The organism is Streptomyces sp. NBC_00236, from assembly GCF_036195045.1.
Classification (GTDB): domain Bacteria; phylum Actinomycetota; class Actinomycetes; order Streptomycetales; family Streptomycetaceae; genus Streptomyces.
In genome coordinates this window covers 5,341,638-5,360,277 of the sequence record NZ_CP108100.1, presented here as the reverse complement: position 1 = coordinate 5,360,277, position 18,640 = coordinate 5,341,638, and the positions used below count along the sequence as shown (strand labels likewise).

Sequence of the window (18,640 nt, the reverse complement as noted above, 5' to 3'; positions counted from 1 at the left end):
GACAGCGGGGCCACACGTTGACACCCACAATCTTTTGAGAGTTACTGTCACTTGACTGCGACTATCAAAGGAGTCGGACATGAACCGACGCTGGTGGGCCCTGGGGGCCCTGGTGGCGAGCATGCTCGTCCTCGGATTCGACATGACGATCCTCAACGTGGCGCTGCCGACCATGGCCGGTGAGCTCGGCGCCACCACGGGCGAACAGCAGTGGATGGCCGACGGATACGTCGTCGTGTTCGCCGCGCTGATGCTCCCGGCGGGCCTGCTCGGCGACCGCTTCGGGCGCCGTCGGATGCTCATCGCCGGCCTCGCCGTCTTCCTCGTCGGATCGGTCATCGGCACCCTCGCCGACGACGTGCCCACCGTCATCGCCGCCCGCTGCGTGATGGGCGTCGGCGGCGCGCTCGTGATGCCGCTCGCCCTGGCCGTACTGCCCTCGCTGTTCGGTGAGCCCAAGGACAGGATCAGGGCCGTCGGCATCGTGTCGGCCGCCTCCGCGCTCGGCCTGCCGCTCGGCCCGATTCTGGGCGGCTGGCTGCTCGACCACTTCTGGTGGGGCTCGGTCTTCCTCGTCAACATCCCGATGGTCGGCATCGGCATCGCCGCCTGCGTGTTCCTGCTCCCCGAGACCCGTGACCCCGCGGCCCCCACCGTCGACGTGGTCTCCACCGCCCTGTCGGCGACCGGCCTGGGCGCCCTGATCTACGGGGTCATCGAGGCGCCGGGACGCGGCTGGGGCGACCCGCTGGTCCTGGCGGTCCCGGCCGCGGGCGTGATCCTGATCGCCGCGCTCGTGCTGCGCGAGCGCAGGTCCGCCCGCCCGATGCTCGACATGGCCCTGCTGCGGCAGCGGACCTTCCTGCTGAGCACGCTCGCCTCGACGCTCGTCATGTTCGCGCTGGCCGGGCTGATGTTCATCCTGCCCGGATACCTCCAGGCCGTACTGGGCCACGACACCTTCGGCACCGGTGTGCGGATGCTGCCGATGATGGGCGGGCTGATCGTCGCCACCCGGGCGGGCGGCCCGGTCAACGCACGCTTCGGGGCCCGCGCCACGATGTCGGCCGGACTCGTCGTGCTCGCCTTCGCCGCACTGCTCGGCAGCCGTACGACGGTCGACAGCGGCTACGGATTCACCGCCCTCTGGCTCACCATCGCCGGCGCCGGCTTCGGCTTCGCCGTCGTCCCCGCCATGAACGCCGCCCTCGGCGCCCTGCCCCCGGACCGCGCGGGGAGCGGATCGGGGCTGCTGATGACCGTACGACAGACGGGCAGCGCCCTCGGGATCGCCCTGCTGGGCAGCCTGCTCGCCGGGGCCTACAGCGGCCGGCTCGACACCGCGGGCCTGCCGGCCGCCGCCGCGGACACGGCCGGGGACTCCGTCGTCGCCGCCCACACCGTCGCGGCACGGCTCGGGGCGCAGCGGCTCGCGGAGTCCGCCGATGCCGCGTACATCCACGGCATGAGCCTGGTTCTGCTGGTCGTCGGCGCCACCGCGCTGATCAGCGCACTGCTCGTCGGGGCGTTCCTGCCGGCCGCCGAACCGGAGCGGGAGGAACCCGCGGACGTGGCCGCCGCCCCAGTCGATGCCTGACAATGGCAACCATGGCCGCCACCTCCCGTACCCCCTCCTTCACCGCACCCGAGGCGCAGCCCCCGATGGGGCTGCGCGAGCGCAAGAAGCTCAAGACACGGGTCGCGATCCGGCAGGCGACGTACCGCCTCATCCAGGAGCAGGGCTACGAGGCGACGACCATCGAGCAGATCGCGGAGGCGGCCGAGGTGTCGCAGAGCACGGTGTTCCGGTACTTCGCGACCAAGGAGGACATCGTCCTCACCGACGAGTACGACCCGATCATGGAGGCCGTGCTCCGCAGCCGCCCGCTGGACGAACCCCCGCTGGAGTCCCTGCGGCTGATGATGCGCGAGGCGCTGACGTCGTTCGTCACCGCGGAGGACGAGGAACTGCGCCAGCGCACCCGGCTGATGGTGGAGGTCCCCGCCATCCGCTCCCGGATGACGGAGACCATGTCGGACACGGCGAAGGTGCTCTCCCAGGTGCTCGCCGACCGCACCGGCCGCAGCGCGGACGACCTGCGGATCCGGGTCTTCATCGCGGCCGTGCTGGGTGCCCTGCGCGAGGTCACGCTGTACTGGGGCGAGCACGGCCAGGAGGGCGACCTGATCACGATGGTCGACGAGGCGCTGATCGCGCTGGAGGGCGGCCTGCGGCTGTGAGCCTCAGCCGCCGGCACCCTTGAGCGCCCGCGCCAGCTCCTCCGGGTCCGTCGTCGGCACGTCGCAGACGAAGTGCCTGCACACGTACGCCGTCGGCGCACCGCCCAGCATCGGCCGTTCCGCCAGCAGCGGGAACTCCGACCCCGCCGTCTCCCCCGCCGCGACGACCGCGCCCGGCGCCTGCCCCAGCAGGGCCGTACGGTGCAGTGCGCCGCCGACCGGTCCGGCGACCGCCACCTCACGCGGCCCGTCGAGCAGCGCCTCGGCCACCGCGAGCCCCCAGCCGATGAACCGCGGAGCCCGCGGGCCCAGCGCCTTCACGACACCCAACGCGCCTTCCGCGGCGGTGCGGTGGGGCTCCGACCCGGTGTAGGCGGCGTACGAGAGCAGCGCACCGGCCGCCGCGGTCCAGCCTGCCGGGGTCGCGCTGTCGGTGGGGTCCTGCGGGCGCCGGATCAGCTGCTCGGCGTCGTCCGCCGTGTCGTACAACTGCCCGCCCTCGCCGGTGAAGTGCTGGAGCACGATGTCGGTCAGGAAGCCCGCGAACTCCAGCCAGGTCCCCTCGCCGGTGACGGCGGCCAGGGCCAGGAAGCCCTCCGCGACATCGCCGTAGTCCTCCAGCACTCCGGCGTGCGTACCGGCGCGGCCGTCCTTCGAGGTGCGGACCAGCCGGGCGACGGGCCCCATGTGGAGCCGCACCAGCAGGTCCGCCGCCTCGGTGGCGCGCTCGATCAGGTCGGGCCGGCCGAAGTAGGCCCCGGTCTCGGCGAGCGCGGCGATCGCCAGCCCGTTCCACGCCGCGACCACCTTGTCGTCCCGGCCCGGCCGCGCACGCAGCTCCCGGGCGGCGAGCAGCCGGGCCCGCACATCGGCGGCGCGGGCCTGGTCCGTGTCGCCTTCCGCTGGGAGCTGGAGCACCGAGGAGCCCTCCTCGAAGGTGCCCTCCTCGGTCACGCCGAAGAGCTCCGCGGCGAACACGGCGTCCTCCTCGCCCAGCACCTCACGCAGCTGCGCGGGCGTCCAGACGTAGTAGGCGCCCTCGACGTGCTTCCCGTCCGCGTCCTCGCTGTCGGCGTCCAGCGCGGAGGCGAACCCGCCCTCGGCCGTGCGCAGTTCACGGACCATGAAGTCGGCGGTCTCCAGGGCGATCCGGCGGGCGGACTCCGATCCGGTGGAGCGCCACAGGTGGGCGTACACGCGGCAGAGCAGCGCGTTGTCGTAGAGCATTTTTTCGAAGTGCGGTACCAAAGATCCATCGACCTGCTGGCGCAGGACGTACCGGTGGAAGCCCCCGCCCAACTGGTCGTAGAGGCTGGAGCGCAACATGGCTTCACAGATTCCTTCGGCCATCTCCAGCGCTCCCTCGGACTTCGTCCGGGCGTGGTGCCGCAACAGAAATTCAATCACCATGCTCGGCGGAAACTTGGTGTTGCCACCTCCGAGCCAGCCACTCACCGGGTCATACTCCCGAGTAAGCCCCAGCAGTGCCTGGGCAAGCTCTTCCTCGCCCGGCAGCTCGCCGGTCCCGTGCTCCAATTGGCGTGCCGACAGGTCGCGAGTGATCTTCCCCGCGACTTCACCGACTTCTTCACGTCGGCTGCTCCACGCGCTCTGAACCCCCTCCAGCACCTGCCGGAAGGACGGCATGCCATGCCGAGGCTCGGGCGGGAAGTACGTGCCGAAGTAAAAGGGTTCGCCGTCCGGCGTCATGAAGACCGACATGGGCCAGCCGCCCTGCCCCGTCGCCGCCTGCACGGCCTCCATGTACACGGCGTCCACGTCCGGGCGTTCCTCGCGGTCGACCTTGACGTTCACGAAGTGCTCGTTCATGTACGCCGCCGTGGCCTCGTCCTCGAACGATTCGTGTGCCAGAACATGACACCAGTGGCAAGCGCTGTATCCCACACTCAGGAAGACGGGCACGTTGCGCTTGCGGGCCTCCTCGAAGGCGGCCGGCTCCCACTGCCACCAGTCGACGGGGTTGTCCGCGTGCTGCAGGAGATACGGGGACGTGGCGTGTACGAGTCGGTTGGACATACCTCCATCCTTGCGCACGCCCCGAAGCACCGCCTACGCGCCACGGGGACACACACGGACGCGGGCAGGCAACTACGACACCCAGAGGCGTCGGCTGGTGGTATCGGGGCAGCGTTGCGCTTGCCTCTGCGAGCGGCAGCAGACTCTCGAGCCGCCCGGTTGCCACGTCAGCGCGAATCGCTCCCAGCGCAACGCATGTGTGCCCCGAACCAGTCTCCAGCGCGCACCGTGATGCCTGCTTTTCCGATGTACCCGCCCGTAGGACGGCCACGCTCGCGAACTCGATGATCTCGGTTAACCGGCCGCCGGTCTCAAGATCCGATCCCAGCATTGAAGCAGAACGGCCGCCCACCACAGCGCTGATCGGCACCACTCCGCTGACGCTTCCACCTTCACTTCTCGGTGCTTGTGTCCTGCTTCGACAACCAGTCGAACTCAAGCCGTTCCAAGATCGGGGTGTGATCCCCCTGCCGGGCGGCAGGCCTGACTGTGATGCCGTTCCTGCCAAGTGCGCATTTCAGGAGCACCCGCTTGTCCGTCATGTCCGCTGCTTCCCACGCCTCACACAGGGAATCGGCCTGCGTGAGGCGTGAGAGGTCCGCCTCCGCGTCCAACGCCTCAAGCATCGCGGTGGTGCTCTCCATAACGGCGCGCTGCCCGTCACTCAGCTCATCAAAACGCTCTTCATCCATCTTCCCGTACAGATAGAAGTCGTCTTCGAGTTTCTTCACACGCCGCCGGGCCGCCTCAAGGGCCTGCTGTACCTCGTCCTTCTTCGCCTGTGCCTCGGGGTCAGCGAAGGCAAGCCACCGGCGAGCCATCTCGGTGACTACCGGATCGCCGGGCTCAAGGGCCGTAACGTGGTGAATCCAAGCCTGCCCAACCGCCCGGTCGATGCGATCTGCGAGAGTGACCACCCCGGCGCAGATTGACTTGCCCCGCGTCTGTCTGACTTCGCACCGGTAGCGTCCGCCTCGGTGACTCATCGAACCACCGCACGGTTCAAGCACGCCCACGCCCCTCTTGTCGCGCATTCGTCCGCATCGGTAGCTGCCCGTTCCCAAGTACTTGGCTTCCGGCTTCCCTTTTGACCATCGCTCATCAGTCCGTTCGGTGATGAGTGCCTTGATCTGAAACCACTCGCCTGGTGTCACAACCCCCGTTCCGCACATGATGACTTCGCCCATCTCGTTACGCAGTGGCTCGCCGTACCCCTCCCAGATGTCCAACGGGTTGCCGTACTCATCCGTTTTCCGCCGCCGGACCGGGACCATGCCCGAGAAGAGCGGGGATTGAGCCAGCTTGCTCACCGCCGTGGGTGACCAGGTGGCACCGCTCCGGGTTCGGTACCCATCCTCATTGAGTTGGTGGGCCGCTTCCTTCGTCGTCCTTTTGTCGAGCAAGAGTTCCGCCAGCCTGCGAGCCGTGGCGTACTCGCCGGGGTGAGGTTCGACCTTGCCGCTGCCTGGAGGGCTATGGAGGCCGAAGGGGGGCCTACCTGTTCCCCTTCGGCCTTCCGCCTTGTGCGAGTCGTGCCCGATCTTCACTCGCCGCGCTATGTCCTTCGCCTCGTCCCTGGCACGTTCACTCAGGATCGCGAAGACCATTCGGCCGCCCTGCGCCGAGTCGAGCCCTTCAGAAACGGAGACGAGCCGTGCGTGCCGTCGGTCGAACTCGTCGAGCATCCGACCCACCGCGCCCATGCCACGACGGTCGAAACGGTCCGTCTTCCACACGCAGAGCGTTCTTGACTTGCCGTCGATGACCGCTTGCGTGGCCTTCTCGAACTCCCGACGCCTTACGTATGACTTGGAGGCTGAGATTTGTTCGAACCACACGTGTCGGATCTGAAGCCCGTTCGCCTGCGCCCAGAGCACTACGTCTCGCAAGTGCCCTCGCAGCGTGGCCAGATCCTCCTTCTTGTTACTTCGCCGCAGATAGGCGTCCATGAGTCCGGGTGGCTCAGCCGTCGCGGCCCTATCCAGACCCAGAGTCTCCAGTTCTGCGGAACTGAGCCCTAACCCGATCAACGTTGCGTAATCCTCGCGCACCACAACCTCCGCGGTCTCAGGAGAAATAGTACGGAAGCAATGAGATCAGTGCCGATGATTTCCTGAAGTGAGGGACAATCCATTTCCAAGCGAAGGTGTGCCCGAATCGAGCGCGGGGGCTGTCGGCGCAGTCTCGCAGACTCCCTGTCGCGCGCCGGTCCCAGGCGGGAGACTGGTACCTCAGGCGGCCGGGTGCCGGACCGGTCGAAAGGGCAGGGACCGAGGGGGACTCATGCGGATGCGGGACAGCCACCGGGCGGAAGCCGAACGGCTGTTGGCACGGGCCGTGGAGGAAGAGGTGCGCCGCTCCGGCGGCCGGACCGACCCCGGCACGCTGATGGCACGCGGACGCGCCGCGCTCGACTCGCTGGCGGCCGGGGCGGGCGAGGAGTACGTCACGTACACCCAGGCGCTCGACGTCGAGACGGCCGGGCAGCAGCCGCTGGCGCAACGGTTCAGCCGGGCGACGCTCGGAACGCCGTTACTGGTCACGGGAGTTGCCGCCACTGCGGCTTTCGGCGCGGATCTGGCGCTCGGTACGGCGTCGGGCCTGGCGCTCGGCGCGGGCGCCGTCGTCGCGGTCGCCGGCGCCACCGCCACCGTCGCCAAGGTCACCGCCTCGCACTGGCCGGCGGCGCATCGCCGGGCAGGGGCGCTCGGGCAGCCCGGCGGGACGGAACAGCTGCGGCTGCAGTGGCTCACGGCGCTGGAGGTGCGGGGCATCCGCCCGTTCATCGACCAGCAGCGGATGCTGGCCGCCTCGTCCCGCACCCCGGCGAAGAAGAAGGCCGCGGCGGACCGGACCGCGCCCCAGCTGCGCGGCGGGGACCGCAGTGCGGCCGCGCGCATGCGCGCGCTTCTTGAGCAGTCGTTCAGTCATCTGCCCGCCTCCGAGGGCGGGTTCGCCGGCCGCCGGGCCGAACTGGCGCAGATCACCCAGTGGGTGCACGCGGCCCGCGCCTCGACCGAGACGAAGCCGACCGTCGTCGTCCTGCACGGACCGCCGGGCTCCGGGCGCACCACCCTGGCCGTGCGGGCGGCGCACAGCCTCAAGGACCAGTTCCGGGGCGCGTGCGTGGTCGATCTGCGCGGCGGCGCCGACGACGAGCCGCCGCTGCCGACCCGGGACGCGCTCCTGCATCTGCTGAACCGGCTCGGCGCCCCCCGCGAGCAACTGCTGTTCCGCGACAGCTCCTCCGCCGGGCAGCAGGTGCGCAGGCTCAGCGAGCTGTACCACCAGCACCTGACCGGCACCCCGGTGACGGTCGTCCTCGACGACGCGAGCGATGCCGAGCAGGTCCGCACGCTGATACCGGAGCGCTCGGACAGCCTCGTCCTGGTCACCGCCCGGGAACCGCTCGGTCTGCCGGAGTCCCTGCCGGCCCGGGTCCATCAGCTGGAGGTCGGGGCGCTGGACCCGGCGGGTGCGGAGGAGCTGCTGCGGGAGGTGTCCCAGGAGGACGGGGAGGGGCCGTACGACTACCCGGCCGGCGAGGCGATCACCGAGCTGTGCGGCGGGCTGCCGCTGGCGCTGCGGGTCGCGGGCTCCTCACTCGGGGCGCGCACCCCGGGCACGCTGGCGGCCGACCTGGCCGCGTACGGACCGGTCCCGCCGGTCGAGCGGGCCCTGTGGCTGCGCTACACCGACCAGTCCGAGCAGGCGCGGCGGCTGCTGCGCAGGCTCGCGCTGGCCGGTCGGGCCAGCCTCGGCGCCGCGGCGGCCGCCGCGCTGCTGTCGGCCGACGAGCAGGAGGCCGGACGGCTGCTGACCGCCCTGGCGGAGGCCGGTCTGCTGGACCATGTGCGGGGCTCGCGCTACCGGCTGCACGACCTCGTACGGGGCTTCGCCCTGGCCCGGCTGAACGACGAGGAGGAGGCCGCGGACCGCACGGCCGCGCAGGAGCGGCTCATCGCGAACTACGCCGAGCTGGCGGGCGCGGTCATCCGGATGGTCGACGGCAAGATGTCCACCCGGGCCGGGCAGTTCGGACCGCACGGCTTCGGCTCCCTCGACGCGGCACTGCGCTGGCTGGACGACGAGTCGAGCTTCATCACGTCCGCGCTGCGGCACAGCGAGGGCGTCGACCAGGGCGCGGTACTCGACCTCCTGGGCGCGCTGTGCGACTACTGCCTGCTGCGCGGCGACCTCTACCGGCTGGGCGAGATCAGTGAGTTGACGCAGGCCGTCGACCAGGGGCTGCTGGAGCGTTCGGTGCAGTGGCGGACCGGCATCGCGGCCCGTCAGCTCGGCGAGCTGGACAAGGCCCGCACCACGCTGTCGTCCGTCGTCGGCCTGTACCGCGAGGCGCAGAACGACTCGGGTACGGCGCTGGCGCTGTGCTCGCTCGGCATCACCCTGCACCACCAGGGCAACCTGACGGAGGCGGCGGCGCGGCTGCGCGAGGCGATCGAGCTCCAGTCGTCCGCGGCCCAGGCGGAGGACCGTGCCTGGTCGCTGCACGCGCTGGCCGCGGTGGAACGCGACCGGGCCCACCTGGCCGAGGCGCTGGAGCTGCTGGACACGGCGCTGGTCCTGCACCGCGAGGGCGAGTCGCTGCACGGGGAGGCGTGGACGCAGTTCCAGCTGGGTCAGGTGCGCCTGCGGACGGGCGAGGTGGAGCGGGCCGAGGCCGCGCTGCGTACGGCCCTGGATCTGTACGGGCGGACGCGGGACGAGCGGGGCGAGGCGTGGGCGCTGACCCAGCTGGCCCGGGCCCGGCTGATGGACGGCGATCCGGCCCCCGCGGTCGAGCAGCTGAACGCGGCCCTGGCCCGTCACCGCGACAGCGAGGACGCCCGCGGTGAGGCGTGGACGCTCTACTACCTGGGCCAGGCCCTGGAGGAGGCCGGCGACACCGATCAGGCGGTACGGCAGCTGGAGCGGGCCCGCACGATGTTCTCCCGGATGCGCGATGTGTACGGGCTGGCGTGCGCCCGCCACCACTCGGGGCGCGTCACCCGCGACCAGCGGGCCGCCCAGACGGGCAACCTGCGCAATTCGGGGTTCGCGCGCCAGTTGCTGGTCGACGCGCGGGCCGACTTCCGCCGCATCGGGGTCGCCCACGGGGAGGCCTGGACGGCTCTGGAGCTGGCCCTGATCGACGCGGGCAACCAGCGCGCGCCGCAGGCCCTGGAGCTGTGCGGCGAGGCGGCCGAGCTGTTCGACTCGTACGGCGACGCGCGGGGCGCGGACTGGGCCCGCTTCCTGCGCTGCACGCTGCTGCCGTACGCCTCACCCGGCGGGATCGAGGTGGGCACGGTGGTGGCCCAGCAGGAACTGGCCGACCTGACCGAGGCCGGCCATCCCACGAGGGACGCGAAGCTGGAGGACTGCGCGGAGGCGTTCCGGGTGGTCCTGAACCGGGGCGTGGACCTGGAGGACGGCTGGCAGGCCTGGCGCCTGGGCCTGATCCCGACCCGCCATGCCCGCGAAATCATGGGCGTGGCGATCCCGGCGACCCCATGACCAGCCCGCACGGGGCCTGTCCGGCCCTGTCAGGCCTGTCCGGCCCTGTCGGGCCCGCCCGGCGATGGAAGGCGCCTTCCGGCCCACTCCCGCACCATCAAGCCCGCCCGGCGATTGAGGGCGTCTTTTCAGCCCGTCCGGCGTTTGAGGACGAACCCGGCCCGCAGGGGCGGGGAGCCACCGGTCACCCCGGTTCCGCCCCGCCCCGCCACCGCACTACTTCCGCTGCGTGGAACCCGCGGAACCCACCGGCTCCGCCACACCCTCCGTCGCCGCCGGATCCGGCGCTTCCTCGAAGTCGACCTTCCCCATGTGCCGGTTCATGGACTTCATCAGCAGCCACACGCCCACGGCGAGCGCTGCGAAGACGATGAAGCCGAGGACCCCGGGGGTCACCTTGTTCTTGTCCAGTTCCTCGGCGAGCGGGACGAGGTGCGTCAGTGCCTGAGTCGCGTACATATCAGGCATTGTCGCGGATGCCCGCGAAGAGGTCGCTCTCGGGGAGGGAGGTATCGACGAGAGACTTCGCCAGCTCGTACTCCTCGGTCGGCCAGACCTCCCGCTGGATGTCCATCGGAACGCGAAACCAGCCGCCGTCCGGATCGATCTGCGTCGCGTGCGCGATCAGCGCCTTGTCGCGGATCTCGAAGAAGTCCGCGCACGGAACGTGCGTGGTCAGCGTGCGTTCGGCGCGCTCGAACTCCTTCCAGCGCTCCAGCCAGTCCCCGTACGGCGACTCCAGGCCCCGCGCCAGCAGGGCCTCGTGCAGCGCGACCGTGCGCGGCTTGTTGAAGCCCTGGTTGTAGTACAGCTTCTGCGGCGTCCAGGCGGGACCGAACTCCGCCTCGGGGAACTTCTCGGTGTCCGCCGCTCCCTCGAAGGCGATCATCGAGATGGTGTGGGTCATGATGTGGTCGGGGTGCGGGTAGCCCCCGTTCTCGTCGTACGTGGTGATGACCTGCGGCCGGAAGGCGCGGATCTTCGCGACGAGGCGCCCCGCCGCCACGGTCTCGTCCTCCAGCGCGAAGCAGCCGTCGGGCAGCGGCGGCAGCGGGTCGCCCTCGGGCAGGCCCGAGTCGACGAAGCCGAGCCACTCCTGCTTGACGCCCAGGATCTCCCGGGCCTCGTCCATCTCCTTCTTGCGTACCTCGTGGATGTGCTCCTCGATGTACGCGTCCCCCTGGAGTTTCGGGTTGAGGATGGAGCCGCGCTCGCCTCCCGTGCAGGTCACGACCAGCACGTCCACCCCCTCGGACACATACTTGGCCATGGTGGCCGCGCCCTTGCTCGACTCGTCGTCGGGGTGGGCGTGTACGGCCATCAGTCGAAGCTGCTCAGTCAAGACTCGATCCTCAGTGATTGGTCGCGAAGTGCAACTTCTATAGTGACCGAACCGGGGGGTGGAAAATTCCTCGATACCCGGTACGGGAGGAACGATCATGACGGCGGTGCGCGAGGCGCTTCCCGAGAACCGCTACGGCCGCTCCGCGGACCAGGGCGCGGACCGCAAGCTCAAGATCATCGGCTCCGTCCTCGGCGTCGCCCTGCTGGGCGTGGTCGGCTGGATCGGCTACGGCTACGTGAACGGCCAGGGCCTCAGCGCCGAGATGATCAAGTTCAAGGTCGCCTCGGACGACCACGTCGAGGTGCATCTGGAAGTCCGCAAGGACCGGGACGCCAAGGGCTACTGCACGCTCCGCTCGCTGAGCGAGGACGGCATGGAGGTCGCCCGCAAGGACTTCCGCTTCGACGCCGACACCGACCGGATCGACCAGGTCCTCACCCTGCGCACGACGTCCCGGGCGACCGCTGTCGAGCTCCTGGGGTGCACGGATGACGGCGGGGCGTAACGTTGACCGCCGCACGGGTGACCTGAGCGACTCTCAGCACCTCTGACCTGCGGTTCGACACTCTCAGTCGTTTACCTCCTCCCCCTTTCCCCGCCGAATTGTTAGGCTCGTGGTTTCGCCCACCCGTGGAAGCGCATGCTTCGGGGTAGGGCGATGCTTTGTATTCCCAGTACCGACGAGGAGCACCCTGTGACCCAGACCAGCGAAAACGTCACCTGGCTCACGCCGGAGGCGTACAACCAGCTCAAGGCCGAGCTGGAGTACCTGTCTGGTCCCGCGCGCACGGAGATCGCCGTCAAGATCGCGGCGGCCCGTGAGGAGGGCGACCTGCGCGAGAACGGCGGGTACCACGCGGCCAAGGAGGAGCAGGGCAAGATGGAGCTCCGGGTGCGCCAGCTGACCCAGCTCCTGGAGCACGCGAAGGTCGGCGAGGCCCCTGCCGACGACGGCGTGGTCGAGCCCGGCATGGTCGTGACGATCGCCTTCGACGGCGACGAGGACGACACGACGACCTTCCTTCTCGCCTCCCGCGAGTACGCGAGCGCGGACATCGAGACGTACTCCCCGCAGTCCCCGCTCGGCGTGGGCGTGAACGGCAAGAGGATGGGCGAGAGCGCCGAGTACGAGCTGCCGAACGGCAAGACCGCCACGGTGAAGATCCTCTCGGCGAAGCCGTACTCCGGCTGATCCGCACACCTCGCACACAGCAGGAAGCCCCGGCCCGATGAGACGGCCGGGGCTTCCTGCTGTGTGCGGCTCGGACAGCGCTCTGTTCAGACGGCGACCGAGCGGTACTTGCGGACCGACAGCGTCCGGAAGACCACGATGATCACCACGGACCAGATCAGCGAGGCCCACACGGGGTGGACCATCGGCCACGCGTCGGACGGGGAGACGCCCGGGTTCCCGAACAGTTCCCGGCACGCCTGGACGGTCGCGCTGAACGGGTTCCACTCGGCGATCGGCTGGAGCCAGCCGGCCATGTTCTCGGTGGGCACGAACGCGTTCGAGATGAACGTGACCGGGAACAGCCAGATCAGCCCTCCCGAGGTCGCGGCCTCCGGGGTCCGGACGGACAGGCCGATCAGGGCACCGATCCACGAGAAGGCGTAGCCGAGGAGAAGCAGCAGCGCGAAGGCCCCCAGCGCCTTCGGGATGCCCTCGTGGATGCGCCAGCCGACGAGCAGGGCGACGACCGTGAGGACGATGACGGTGAGCGTGGTCTGGACGAGGTCGGCCAGCGTGCGACCGGTGAGGACCGCGCCGCGCGCCATGGGCAGCGACCGGAAACGGTCGATGAGGCCCTTGTGCATGTCGTCGGCGATACCCGCTCCGGCGCCGGCCGTGGCGAAGGTGACCGTCTGGGCGAAGATGCCCGCCATGAGGAACTCGCGGTACTCGGCGGCGCTGGTCGAGCCGCCGATCACCATCGAGCCGCCGAACACGTAGCTGAACAGCACGACGAACATGACCGGCTGGATGAGCCCGAAGAGGATCATCTCCGGGAAGCTAGTCCAGCCATGTCGTCACTCTTGCAGCTCGCCCCATCGCAGTCTTCGCCCAGGTCAGAGGTGGTGAACTCCGGGTCGACCGCACCGGTCACCAGCATGTGAGGGAGCCGATAGGCAGGCGGCACCGGCACAGCCGGGAAGCCCTTCAGCGCCTCCAGAGCGGCCCGGTACTCCCCCGAGCTGTGCCAGTGATGCACGCGCCGGTACAGCGTCGTGTAGCCCCGCCCGTCGATCCTCTCGGACCCGCTGTATTCGTTCCACGGCTTCGCGGTGCGCAGCTTCTCCAGCATCACGTCGAAGGCGCCGCGCACGTCCTGCCACTGTCGAGTGCCCGACAGGATGTTCTTGACCTTGTTCCACATCTCGTCTGTCAGGTCCTCGGGCACCGGGGTACCCGTCTCGCGGTGCCACTCGGTGATCGGGTCGACCAGGCCCTTGTGCCGAGGCACTCCCTTGTCGGTGATGTGCACCTTGATGTCGAGCAGGTCCATCAGGTCCAACTTCTGCGCCATGGTGAAGTCGCGTGCAGTGCTGATGTTCTCCACGGCCTTGAGGAGATCCCTGGCGCGGTCCTCCTGGGCCTCCGCCTCGCCCAGCCACTCGGCGACACGGTCCTTCTCCTCCATCAGCTCGTCTTCCTGGGCCGTCAGCTCCCCCCTCAGCTCCTCGACCAGCTTCGCGTCGTCCTGGTCGACGTCGTCCTCATCCACGGAGGCGAGGAGTAGAGCGATCTTCCTCTTCCGCGCCTTGCGCTTCTTCTCGATCTGGACGTCCAGCTCGGACAGGCGTCGGCGGTAGGACGCGGCACGGTCGGGGACGGCGCCCAGCCACTTCTCTACCAACTCGTGCAGCTTGGCCTTGTTGTTCAGCAGGCCCTCGATCTCGGACCAGACGGCGGCATCGACCTCGCCGACCGGAAGTTCCCAGCAGTCCTCGTGTCGGTCGGTGAGCGGGTTGCCCTTGCTTCCGGCCATGCATCGGTAGTAGCGGCCTGCCGTGTTGACGGCGCGACCTTCCGTGACGGACGCGCCGGTTCGGTAGGCGCCGCACACGGAGATCAGGCGGCTGGACAGCAGGTACTTCGAGGCCGCCACGTTCCTCGTGCGGGACGACCGCTTCAGGTAGGCGAGCACGCCTTCCGCGCGCTCGTCCGTCAGAGCCTTGGGGACGTCGATGCGGAAGCTGGTGGTGACCTCCTCGCCGTCCTCGTTCTGGCCGGCGAAGTTGAACTCGACGTAACCCTTCAGGCTGGCCTGAATCCGGCGGGCGAGGTTGCCGCCCTCCCAGGGCTTGCCCTGCCGGGTGCGGTGGCCCTTCGAGTTCAGGTAGCGGGCCGCGTCCTCGCGAGTCACGGGCTCAGGCGAGTCGAGGTCCGAAAACACGGTGTTCCCACGCGATCACACATCGTTAGCATGCGTGAGGTACAGGCCTCGCTGTGATTCACACACGACAGCGGCTCGTCTCGCAGCCAGCGTTGCAGAGGGCCGCACATGGAGCTGATAAGCGATGAAGGCAAGCATCAAGCTGCTGGGGACAGGATCCGCGGCGTTGGTCCTCGTCATGGCCAGCGCGTTCTCGGCTCAGGCTGGCGAGCAGGCGTCGGGGACGGCCAAGCTTCCTTACTTGTCCGGTGGCAAGGTCTACGCCGAAGCGAACCTGAACGGCCCCAACCCCGTGGGTACGAAGCTCTGCGTCAACCTGAACGCGCTGTACCCGTACGGGCCGGATGTGAACTTGGCATCCAAGTGCGCAACCATCAACGCTGGCACGGTGAAGGTGAGTATCAACAAGCCGAGCTGTGCGGCCCTCACGACATGGGCTGTCGCCACGTACAACGGGAAGAGCATCTGGGAAGGGTCGTCGAAGTACGCAACCTTCTGCTGACGCTCCGCCACAGAGAGGGGCTCGCCGGATTCGGCCTGGCGAGCCCCTTTCCGATATCCGCGGCGTGGGGGACGGGTCAGGCGTCCACTCGGCGGTACTTGCGCACCGCGAGGGAGCGGAACACCACGATGATCAGGACGGACCAGATCAGCGAAGCCCACACCGGATGCTCCATGGGCCACGCGCCGGTCACCGACTTGGGGACACCGGCGATCGTGTTGCCGAACAGCTCGCGTGCCGCCTGCACTGTGGCGCTGAAAGGGTTCCACTCGGCGACGTACTGAAGGAACGTCGGCATGCCGTTGACCGGAACGAACGCGTTCGAGATGAAGGTCAGCGGGAACAGCCAGATCAGCCCGCCCGAGGTTGCCGCCTCCGGGGTCCGGACGGACAGGCCGATCAGGGCACCGATCCAGGTGAACGCGTACCCGAGCAGCAGGAGCAGGGCGAAACCTGCCAGCACCTTGCCGATGTTCTCGTGTGTACGCCAGCCGACGATCAAGGCCACGCCCGCCAGCACGGCAAGCGTCACCGCAGTCTGCACGAGGTCGGCGAGGGTACGACCAGTGAGCACAGCCCCGCGCGCCATCGGCAACGAGCGGAACCGATCGATGAGTCCCTTATGCATGTCGTCCGCGATCCCGGCGCCCGCACCGGCCGTGGCGAAGGTGACCGTCTGCGCGAAGATGCCCGCCATCAGGAATTCCTTGTAGGCGGAGGCGCTGACGCCGGCACCCGGGATGGCGATGGAGCCGCCGAAGACGTACGTGAACAGCACGACGAACATGACTGGCTGGATGACCCCAAAAAGCAACATCTCAGGAATTCGGGACATCCGAATTAGGTTCCTGCGAGCGATGACCAGGCTGTCCACCGTGCTGCTCACTTCACCACCTCCATCCCGGCGCTCATGCGCAGGTCATGACGTCGTGCCGAGTTGAACTGAAATCCACCTGAGCGAACAAGATTCGGAATCCGGCTCATACGGATCAGGTTGCGGCGGGCGATGACCAGCGAGTCACGGACGGACTGGCCGACGCCGCCGCCGGAGCGGGGCGCGCGGCCGGCGGTCGTCTCGGTAACGGCACTCACTTCGTTGCCTCCGTCCGGGCGGCAGGCTGCGCGCCCGTCCCGTTCTCGTCGGTCTTCTCCTGCTCGGCGGCGTGACCGGTGAGGGAGATGAACACGTCGTCGAGGGTGGGGCGGCGCAGCCCGATGTCGTCGATCTCCACGCCGCGCGCGTCGAGGTCGCGGATGACCTCGGCGAGGAGCTTGGCGCCGCCGTCGACCGGGACGGTCAGCTTGCGCATGTGCGGGACGACGGCGACTTCCCCCTTGCCCAGATGGGCGAGGACCTCGCGGGCCGGGTCGATCTGGTCGCGCTGCTGGACGACGACCTCGATGCGCTCGCCGCCGGTGCGGGCCTTGAGCTGGTCGGAGGTGCCGCGGGCGATGACGAGGCCGTGGTCGATCACGCAGATGTCGTGGGCGAGGCGGTCCGCCTCCTCCAGGTACTGCGTGGTCAGCAGCAGCGTCGTACCGCCGGCGACGAGCTCCTCGATGACCTCCCAGAGCTGCTGCCGGTTGCGGGGGTCGAGTCCGGTGGTCGGCTCGTCCATGAACATGACCGGCGGGGAGACGACGAGCGCCGCCGCGAGGTCGAGCCGGCGCCGCATGCCGCCGGAGTAGGTCTTGGCGGTGCGGTCGGCCGCGTCGGCGAGGTTGAAGCGTTCCAGCAGTTCCGCGGCCCGGGTCTTCGCGTCGCGGGAGGACAGCTGGTAGAGCTGGCCGACCATGTGCAGGTTCTCGCGGCCGGTCAGGTACTCGTCGACGGCGGCGAACTGGCCGGAGAGCCCGATCGAGCGCCGCACGTCGTTGGGATTCTTCAGTACGTCGATGCCCGCGACGAAGGCGCTGCCGCTGTCGGGCCTGAGCAGCGTCGTGAGGACACGTACGGCAGTCGTCTTGCCGGCCCCGTTGGGGCCGAGAAGTCCGAGGACGGTGCCTTGCGGCACGTCGAGGTCGACGCCGCCGAGTGCGGTGACGTCGCCGAAGGTCTTCACCAGACCTTCGGCGTAGATCGCGCCTGGCATACGGGATTCCCCCAGTGCGTTCGAGTGACTTCCTCACAGATCCTAGGTTTGCCCGGGTTTCCGTGCCCGGTGAAACACGAGACGAACGCGCGTGTCCCCCGGGCCGGGCGGAGGCACAGTAACGCGATACATCGCGACCGGCAAGAGGTCAGGCCATCACGAGATAGCCCGCCCCGCGCAGTGCCGCCGCGACCTCTTCGCAGTGTTCGGGGCCCTTGGTCTCCAGGTGCAGTTCCACCTCGGCCTCGGTGAGTCCGAGCCGGGGGTCGGTCCGCACATGGCTGACGTCCAGGACGTTGGCGTCGGCCACCGTGAGCACGCCCAGCATGGTCGCCAGCGCGCCGGGGCGGTCCGTCAGACGCAGCCGCAGGCTCAGGTAGCGGCCGGCCGCCGACATGCCGTGGGTCAGGATGCGCTGCATCAGCAGCGGGTCCACGTTGCCGCCGGACAGCAGCGCCACCGCCGGTCCGCGGAACGACTTCGGGTCGCTGAGCAGCGCGGCCACCGGGCTCGCACCGGCCGGTTCCACCACCATCTTCGCCCGTTCCAGGCAGAGCAGCAGGGCGCTGGACAGCTCGTCCTCGGAGACCGTACGGACTTCGTCGACCAGCTCCTGGACCAGGCCGAACGGCACGTCGCCGGGGCGTCCCACCTTGATGCCGTCCGCCATCGTCTGGAGCGAGCCGATCGACACGGGGTGGCCGGCGGCCAGCGACGGCGGGTAGCAGGCCGCCCCGGCCGCCTGCACGCCGATGATCCGCACGTCGGGCCGGATCGCCTTCACCGCCACGGCGATGCCCGCCGCGAGACCGCCGCCGCCGATGCCGACGACGATCGTCCGGACCTCGGGGCACTGCTCCAGGATCTCCAGGCCCACCGTGCCCTGGCCCGCGATGATGTCCGGGTGGTCGAAGGGGTGGATGAAGACCGCGCCGGTCTCCTGCGCGTACTCCTGCGCGGCGGCCAGCGTCTCGTCGACGACATGGCCGTGCAGCCGCACCTCGGCTCCGTACTCACGGGTCGCGGCGATCTTGGGCAGTGGTGCGCCGACCGGCATGAAGACCGTTGACCGTACGCCGAGCAGTGCAGACGCGAGCGCTACACCCTGCGCATGGTTTCCGGCGCTCGCGGCGACGACACCGGCGGCCCGTTCGACGGGGGAAAGGCCGGAGATGCGTACGTACGCGCCCCGCAGTTTGAACGAGCCGGTCCGCTGCAGGTTCTCGCACTTGAACTGGACGGGTGCGCCCACCAGCGCGGACAGATGGCGGCTGCCTTCCAGCGGCGTGACCCGGGAGACGCCGGAGAGCATCTTCTGCGCACCCCGGACGTCATCGAGGATCAGCGGGGGAAATCGGGTGGGCGGCGGGAAGTTCATACCGCAAGTCTTGCAGCTGAAAGGGGTTGCGGCCGCCGCGGACGGACCCGTCCTGCGTCGATGTCCGCAGGTTTGTGCGGCACTGGTACGCGTTGCCCCGGGGCCGCGTACTCTGTCCCCCACCCATCC

Annotated in this window: 16 protein-coding genes; 6 read left to right on the top strand and 10 right to left on the bottom strand. The window is 69.3% G+C overall.

Features of this window, described 5'->3' with window-relative positions; genetic code table 11:
* Window positions 1-79 precede the first annotated feature (79 nt).
* Entirely contained in the window at window positions 80-1,597 is a 1,518-nt protein-coding gene (locus tag OG446_RS24275; RefSeq protein ID WP_328896007.1) for a DHA2 family efflux MFS transporter permease subunit, read from the top strand.
* Between the two features lie 11 nt (window positions 1,598-1,608).
* On the top strand, window positions 1,609-2,241 hold the full coding sequence (locus tag OG446_RS24270; protein ID WP_328896006.1) for a TetR/AcrR family transcriptional regulator: 633 nt from the start codon (window positions 1,609-1,611) through the stop codon (window positions 2,239-2,241).
* A gap of 3 nt (window positions 2,242-2,244) precedes the next feature.
* Here the strand turns inward: OG446_RS24270 and OG446_RS24265 are convergent, their stop codons facing one another.
* Together OG446_RS24265 and OG446_RS24260 are read right to left on the bottom strand one after the other, a co-directional pair.
* Complete coding sequence (locus OG446_RS24265) at window positions 2,245-4,278, bottom strand: thioredoxin domain-containing protein (protein WP_328896005.1); 2,034 nt, start codon at window positions 4,276-4,278, stop codon at window positions 2,245-2,247.
* 392 nt (window positions 4,279-4,670) lie between these two features.
* Complete coding sequence (locus OG446_RS24260) at window positions 4,671-6,329, bottom strand: recombinase family protein (RefSeq protein WP_328896004.1); 1,659 nt, start codon at window positions 6,327-6,329, stop codon at window positions 4,671-4,673.
* A gap of 232 nt (window positions 6,330-6,561) precedes the next feature.
* Between OG446_RS24260 and OG446_RS24255 the strand changes: the two genes are divergently transcribed.
* Window positions 6,562-9,795 (top strand): tetratricopeptide repeat protein, encoded by a 3,234-nt coding sequence (locus OG446_RS24255; protein ID WP_328896003.1) that lies wholly within the window; start codon window positions 6,562-6,564, stop codon window positions 9,793-9,795.
* Window positions 9,796-10,011: 216 nt separating this feature from the next.
* On the opposite strand, the gene OG446_RS24250 is transcribed toward OG446_RS24255, so the two are convergent.
* Both OG446_RS24250 and mca read right to left on the bottom strand, forming a co-directional pair.
* A complete protein-coding gene (locus OG446_RS24250; protein ID WP_328896002.1) occupies window positions 10,012-10,254 on the bottom strand; it encodes a hypothetical protein in 243 nt (80 codons plus the stop codon).
* 1 nt (window position 10,255) lies between these two features.
* Window positions 10,256-11,137, bottom strand: coding sequence for a mycothiol conjugate amidase Mca (mca, locus tag OG446_RS24245; protein WP_148020414.1), 882 nt, complete (start codon window positions 11,135-11,137; stop codon window positions 10,256-10,258).
* Between the two features lie 97 nt (window positions 11,138-11,234).
* Between mca and OG446_RS24240 the strand changes: the two genes are divergently transcribed.
* Both OG446_RS24240 and greA read left to right on the top strand, forming a co-directional pair.
* Window positions 11,235-11,645, top strand: coding sequence for a DUF4307 domain-containing protein (locus tag OG446_RS24240; RefSeq protein WP_328896001.1), 411 nt, complete (start codon window positions 11,235-11,237; stop codon window positions 11,643-11,645).
* Window positions 11,646-11,834: 189 nt separating this feature from the next.
* Window positions 11,835-12,332, top strand: coding sequence for a transcription elongation factor GreA (greA, locus tag OG446_RS24235; protein WP_328896000.1), 498 nt, complete (start codon window positions 11,835-11,837; stop codon window positions 12,330-12,332).
* Between the two features lie 86 nt (window positions 12,333-12,418).
* Here greA and OG446_RS24230 read toward each other — a convergent pair whose 3' ends face one another.
* On the bottom strand, window positions 12,419-13,144 hold the full coding sequence (locus OG446_RS24230) for an ABC transporter permease (RefSeq protein WP_328895999.1): 726 nt from the start codon (window positions 13,142-13,144) through the stop codon (window positions 12,419-12,421).
* Window positions 13,141-14,508, bottom strand: coding sequence for a hypothetical protein (locus tag OG446_RS24225; RefSeq protein WP_328895998.1), 1,368 nt, complete (start codon window positions 14,506-14,508; stop codon window positions 13,141-13,143). Before OG446_RS24225 ends, OG446_RS24230 begins: the two co-directional genes overlap by 4 nt.
* Window positions 14,509-14,662: 154 nt before the next feature.
* Here OG446_RS24225 and OG446_RS24220 point away from each other — a divergent pair, with 154 nt between their 5' ends.
* Window positions 14,663-15,040: a hypothetical protein gene (locus tag OG446_RS24220; RefSeq protein WP_328895997.1), complete on the top strand. Its 378-nt coding sequence runs from the start codon at window positions 14,663-14,665 to the stop codon at window positions 15,038-15,040.
* Window positions 15,041-15,116: 76 nt separating this feature from the next.
* Here the strand turns inward: OG446_RS24220 and OG446_RS24215 are convergent, their stop codons facing one another.
* The 4 genes from OG446_RS24215 to ilvA form a co-directional block, all read right to left on the bottom strand.
* The gene (locus OG446_RS24215; protein ID WP_328895996.1) at window positions 15,117-15,926 is read right to left on the bottom strand and encodes an ABC transporter permease; all 810 of its coding nucleotides are present in this window, start codon (window positions 15,924-15,926) and stop codon (window positions 15,117-15,119) included.
* A complete protein-coding gene (locus OG446_RS37230) occupies window positions 15,923-16,132 on the bottom strand; it encodes a hypothetical protein (protein WP_389257501.1) in 210 nt (69 codons plus the stop codon). The genes OG446_RS24215 and OG446_RS37230 overlap by 4 nt, the downstream gene beginning before the upstream one ends.
* On the bottom strand, window positions 16,129-17,133 hold the full coding sequence (locus tag OG446_RS24205) for an ATP-binding cassette domain-containing protein (protein ID WP_328895995.1): 1,005 nt from the start codon (window positions 17,131-17,133) through the stop codon (window positions 16,129-16,131). Before OG446_RS24205 ends, OG446_RS37230 begins: the two co-directional genes overlap by 4 nt.
* 148 nt (window positions 17,134-17,281) lie before the next feature.
* Complete coding sequence (gene ilvA / locus OG446_RS24200; RefSeq protein ID WP_328895994.1) at window positions 17,282-18,511, bottom strand: threonine ammonia-lyase; 1,230 nt, start codon at window positions 18,509-18,511, stop codon at window positions 17,282-17,284.
* Window positions 18,512-18,640: the final 129 nt, after the last annotated feature.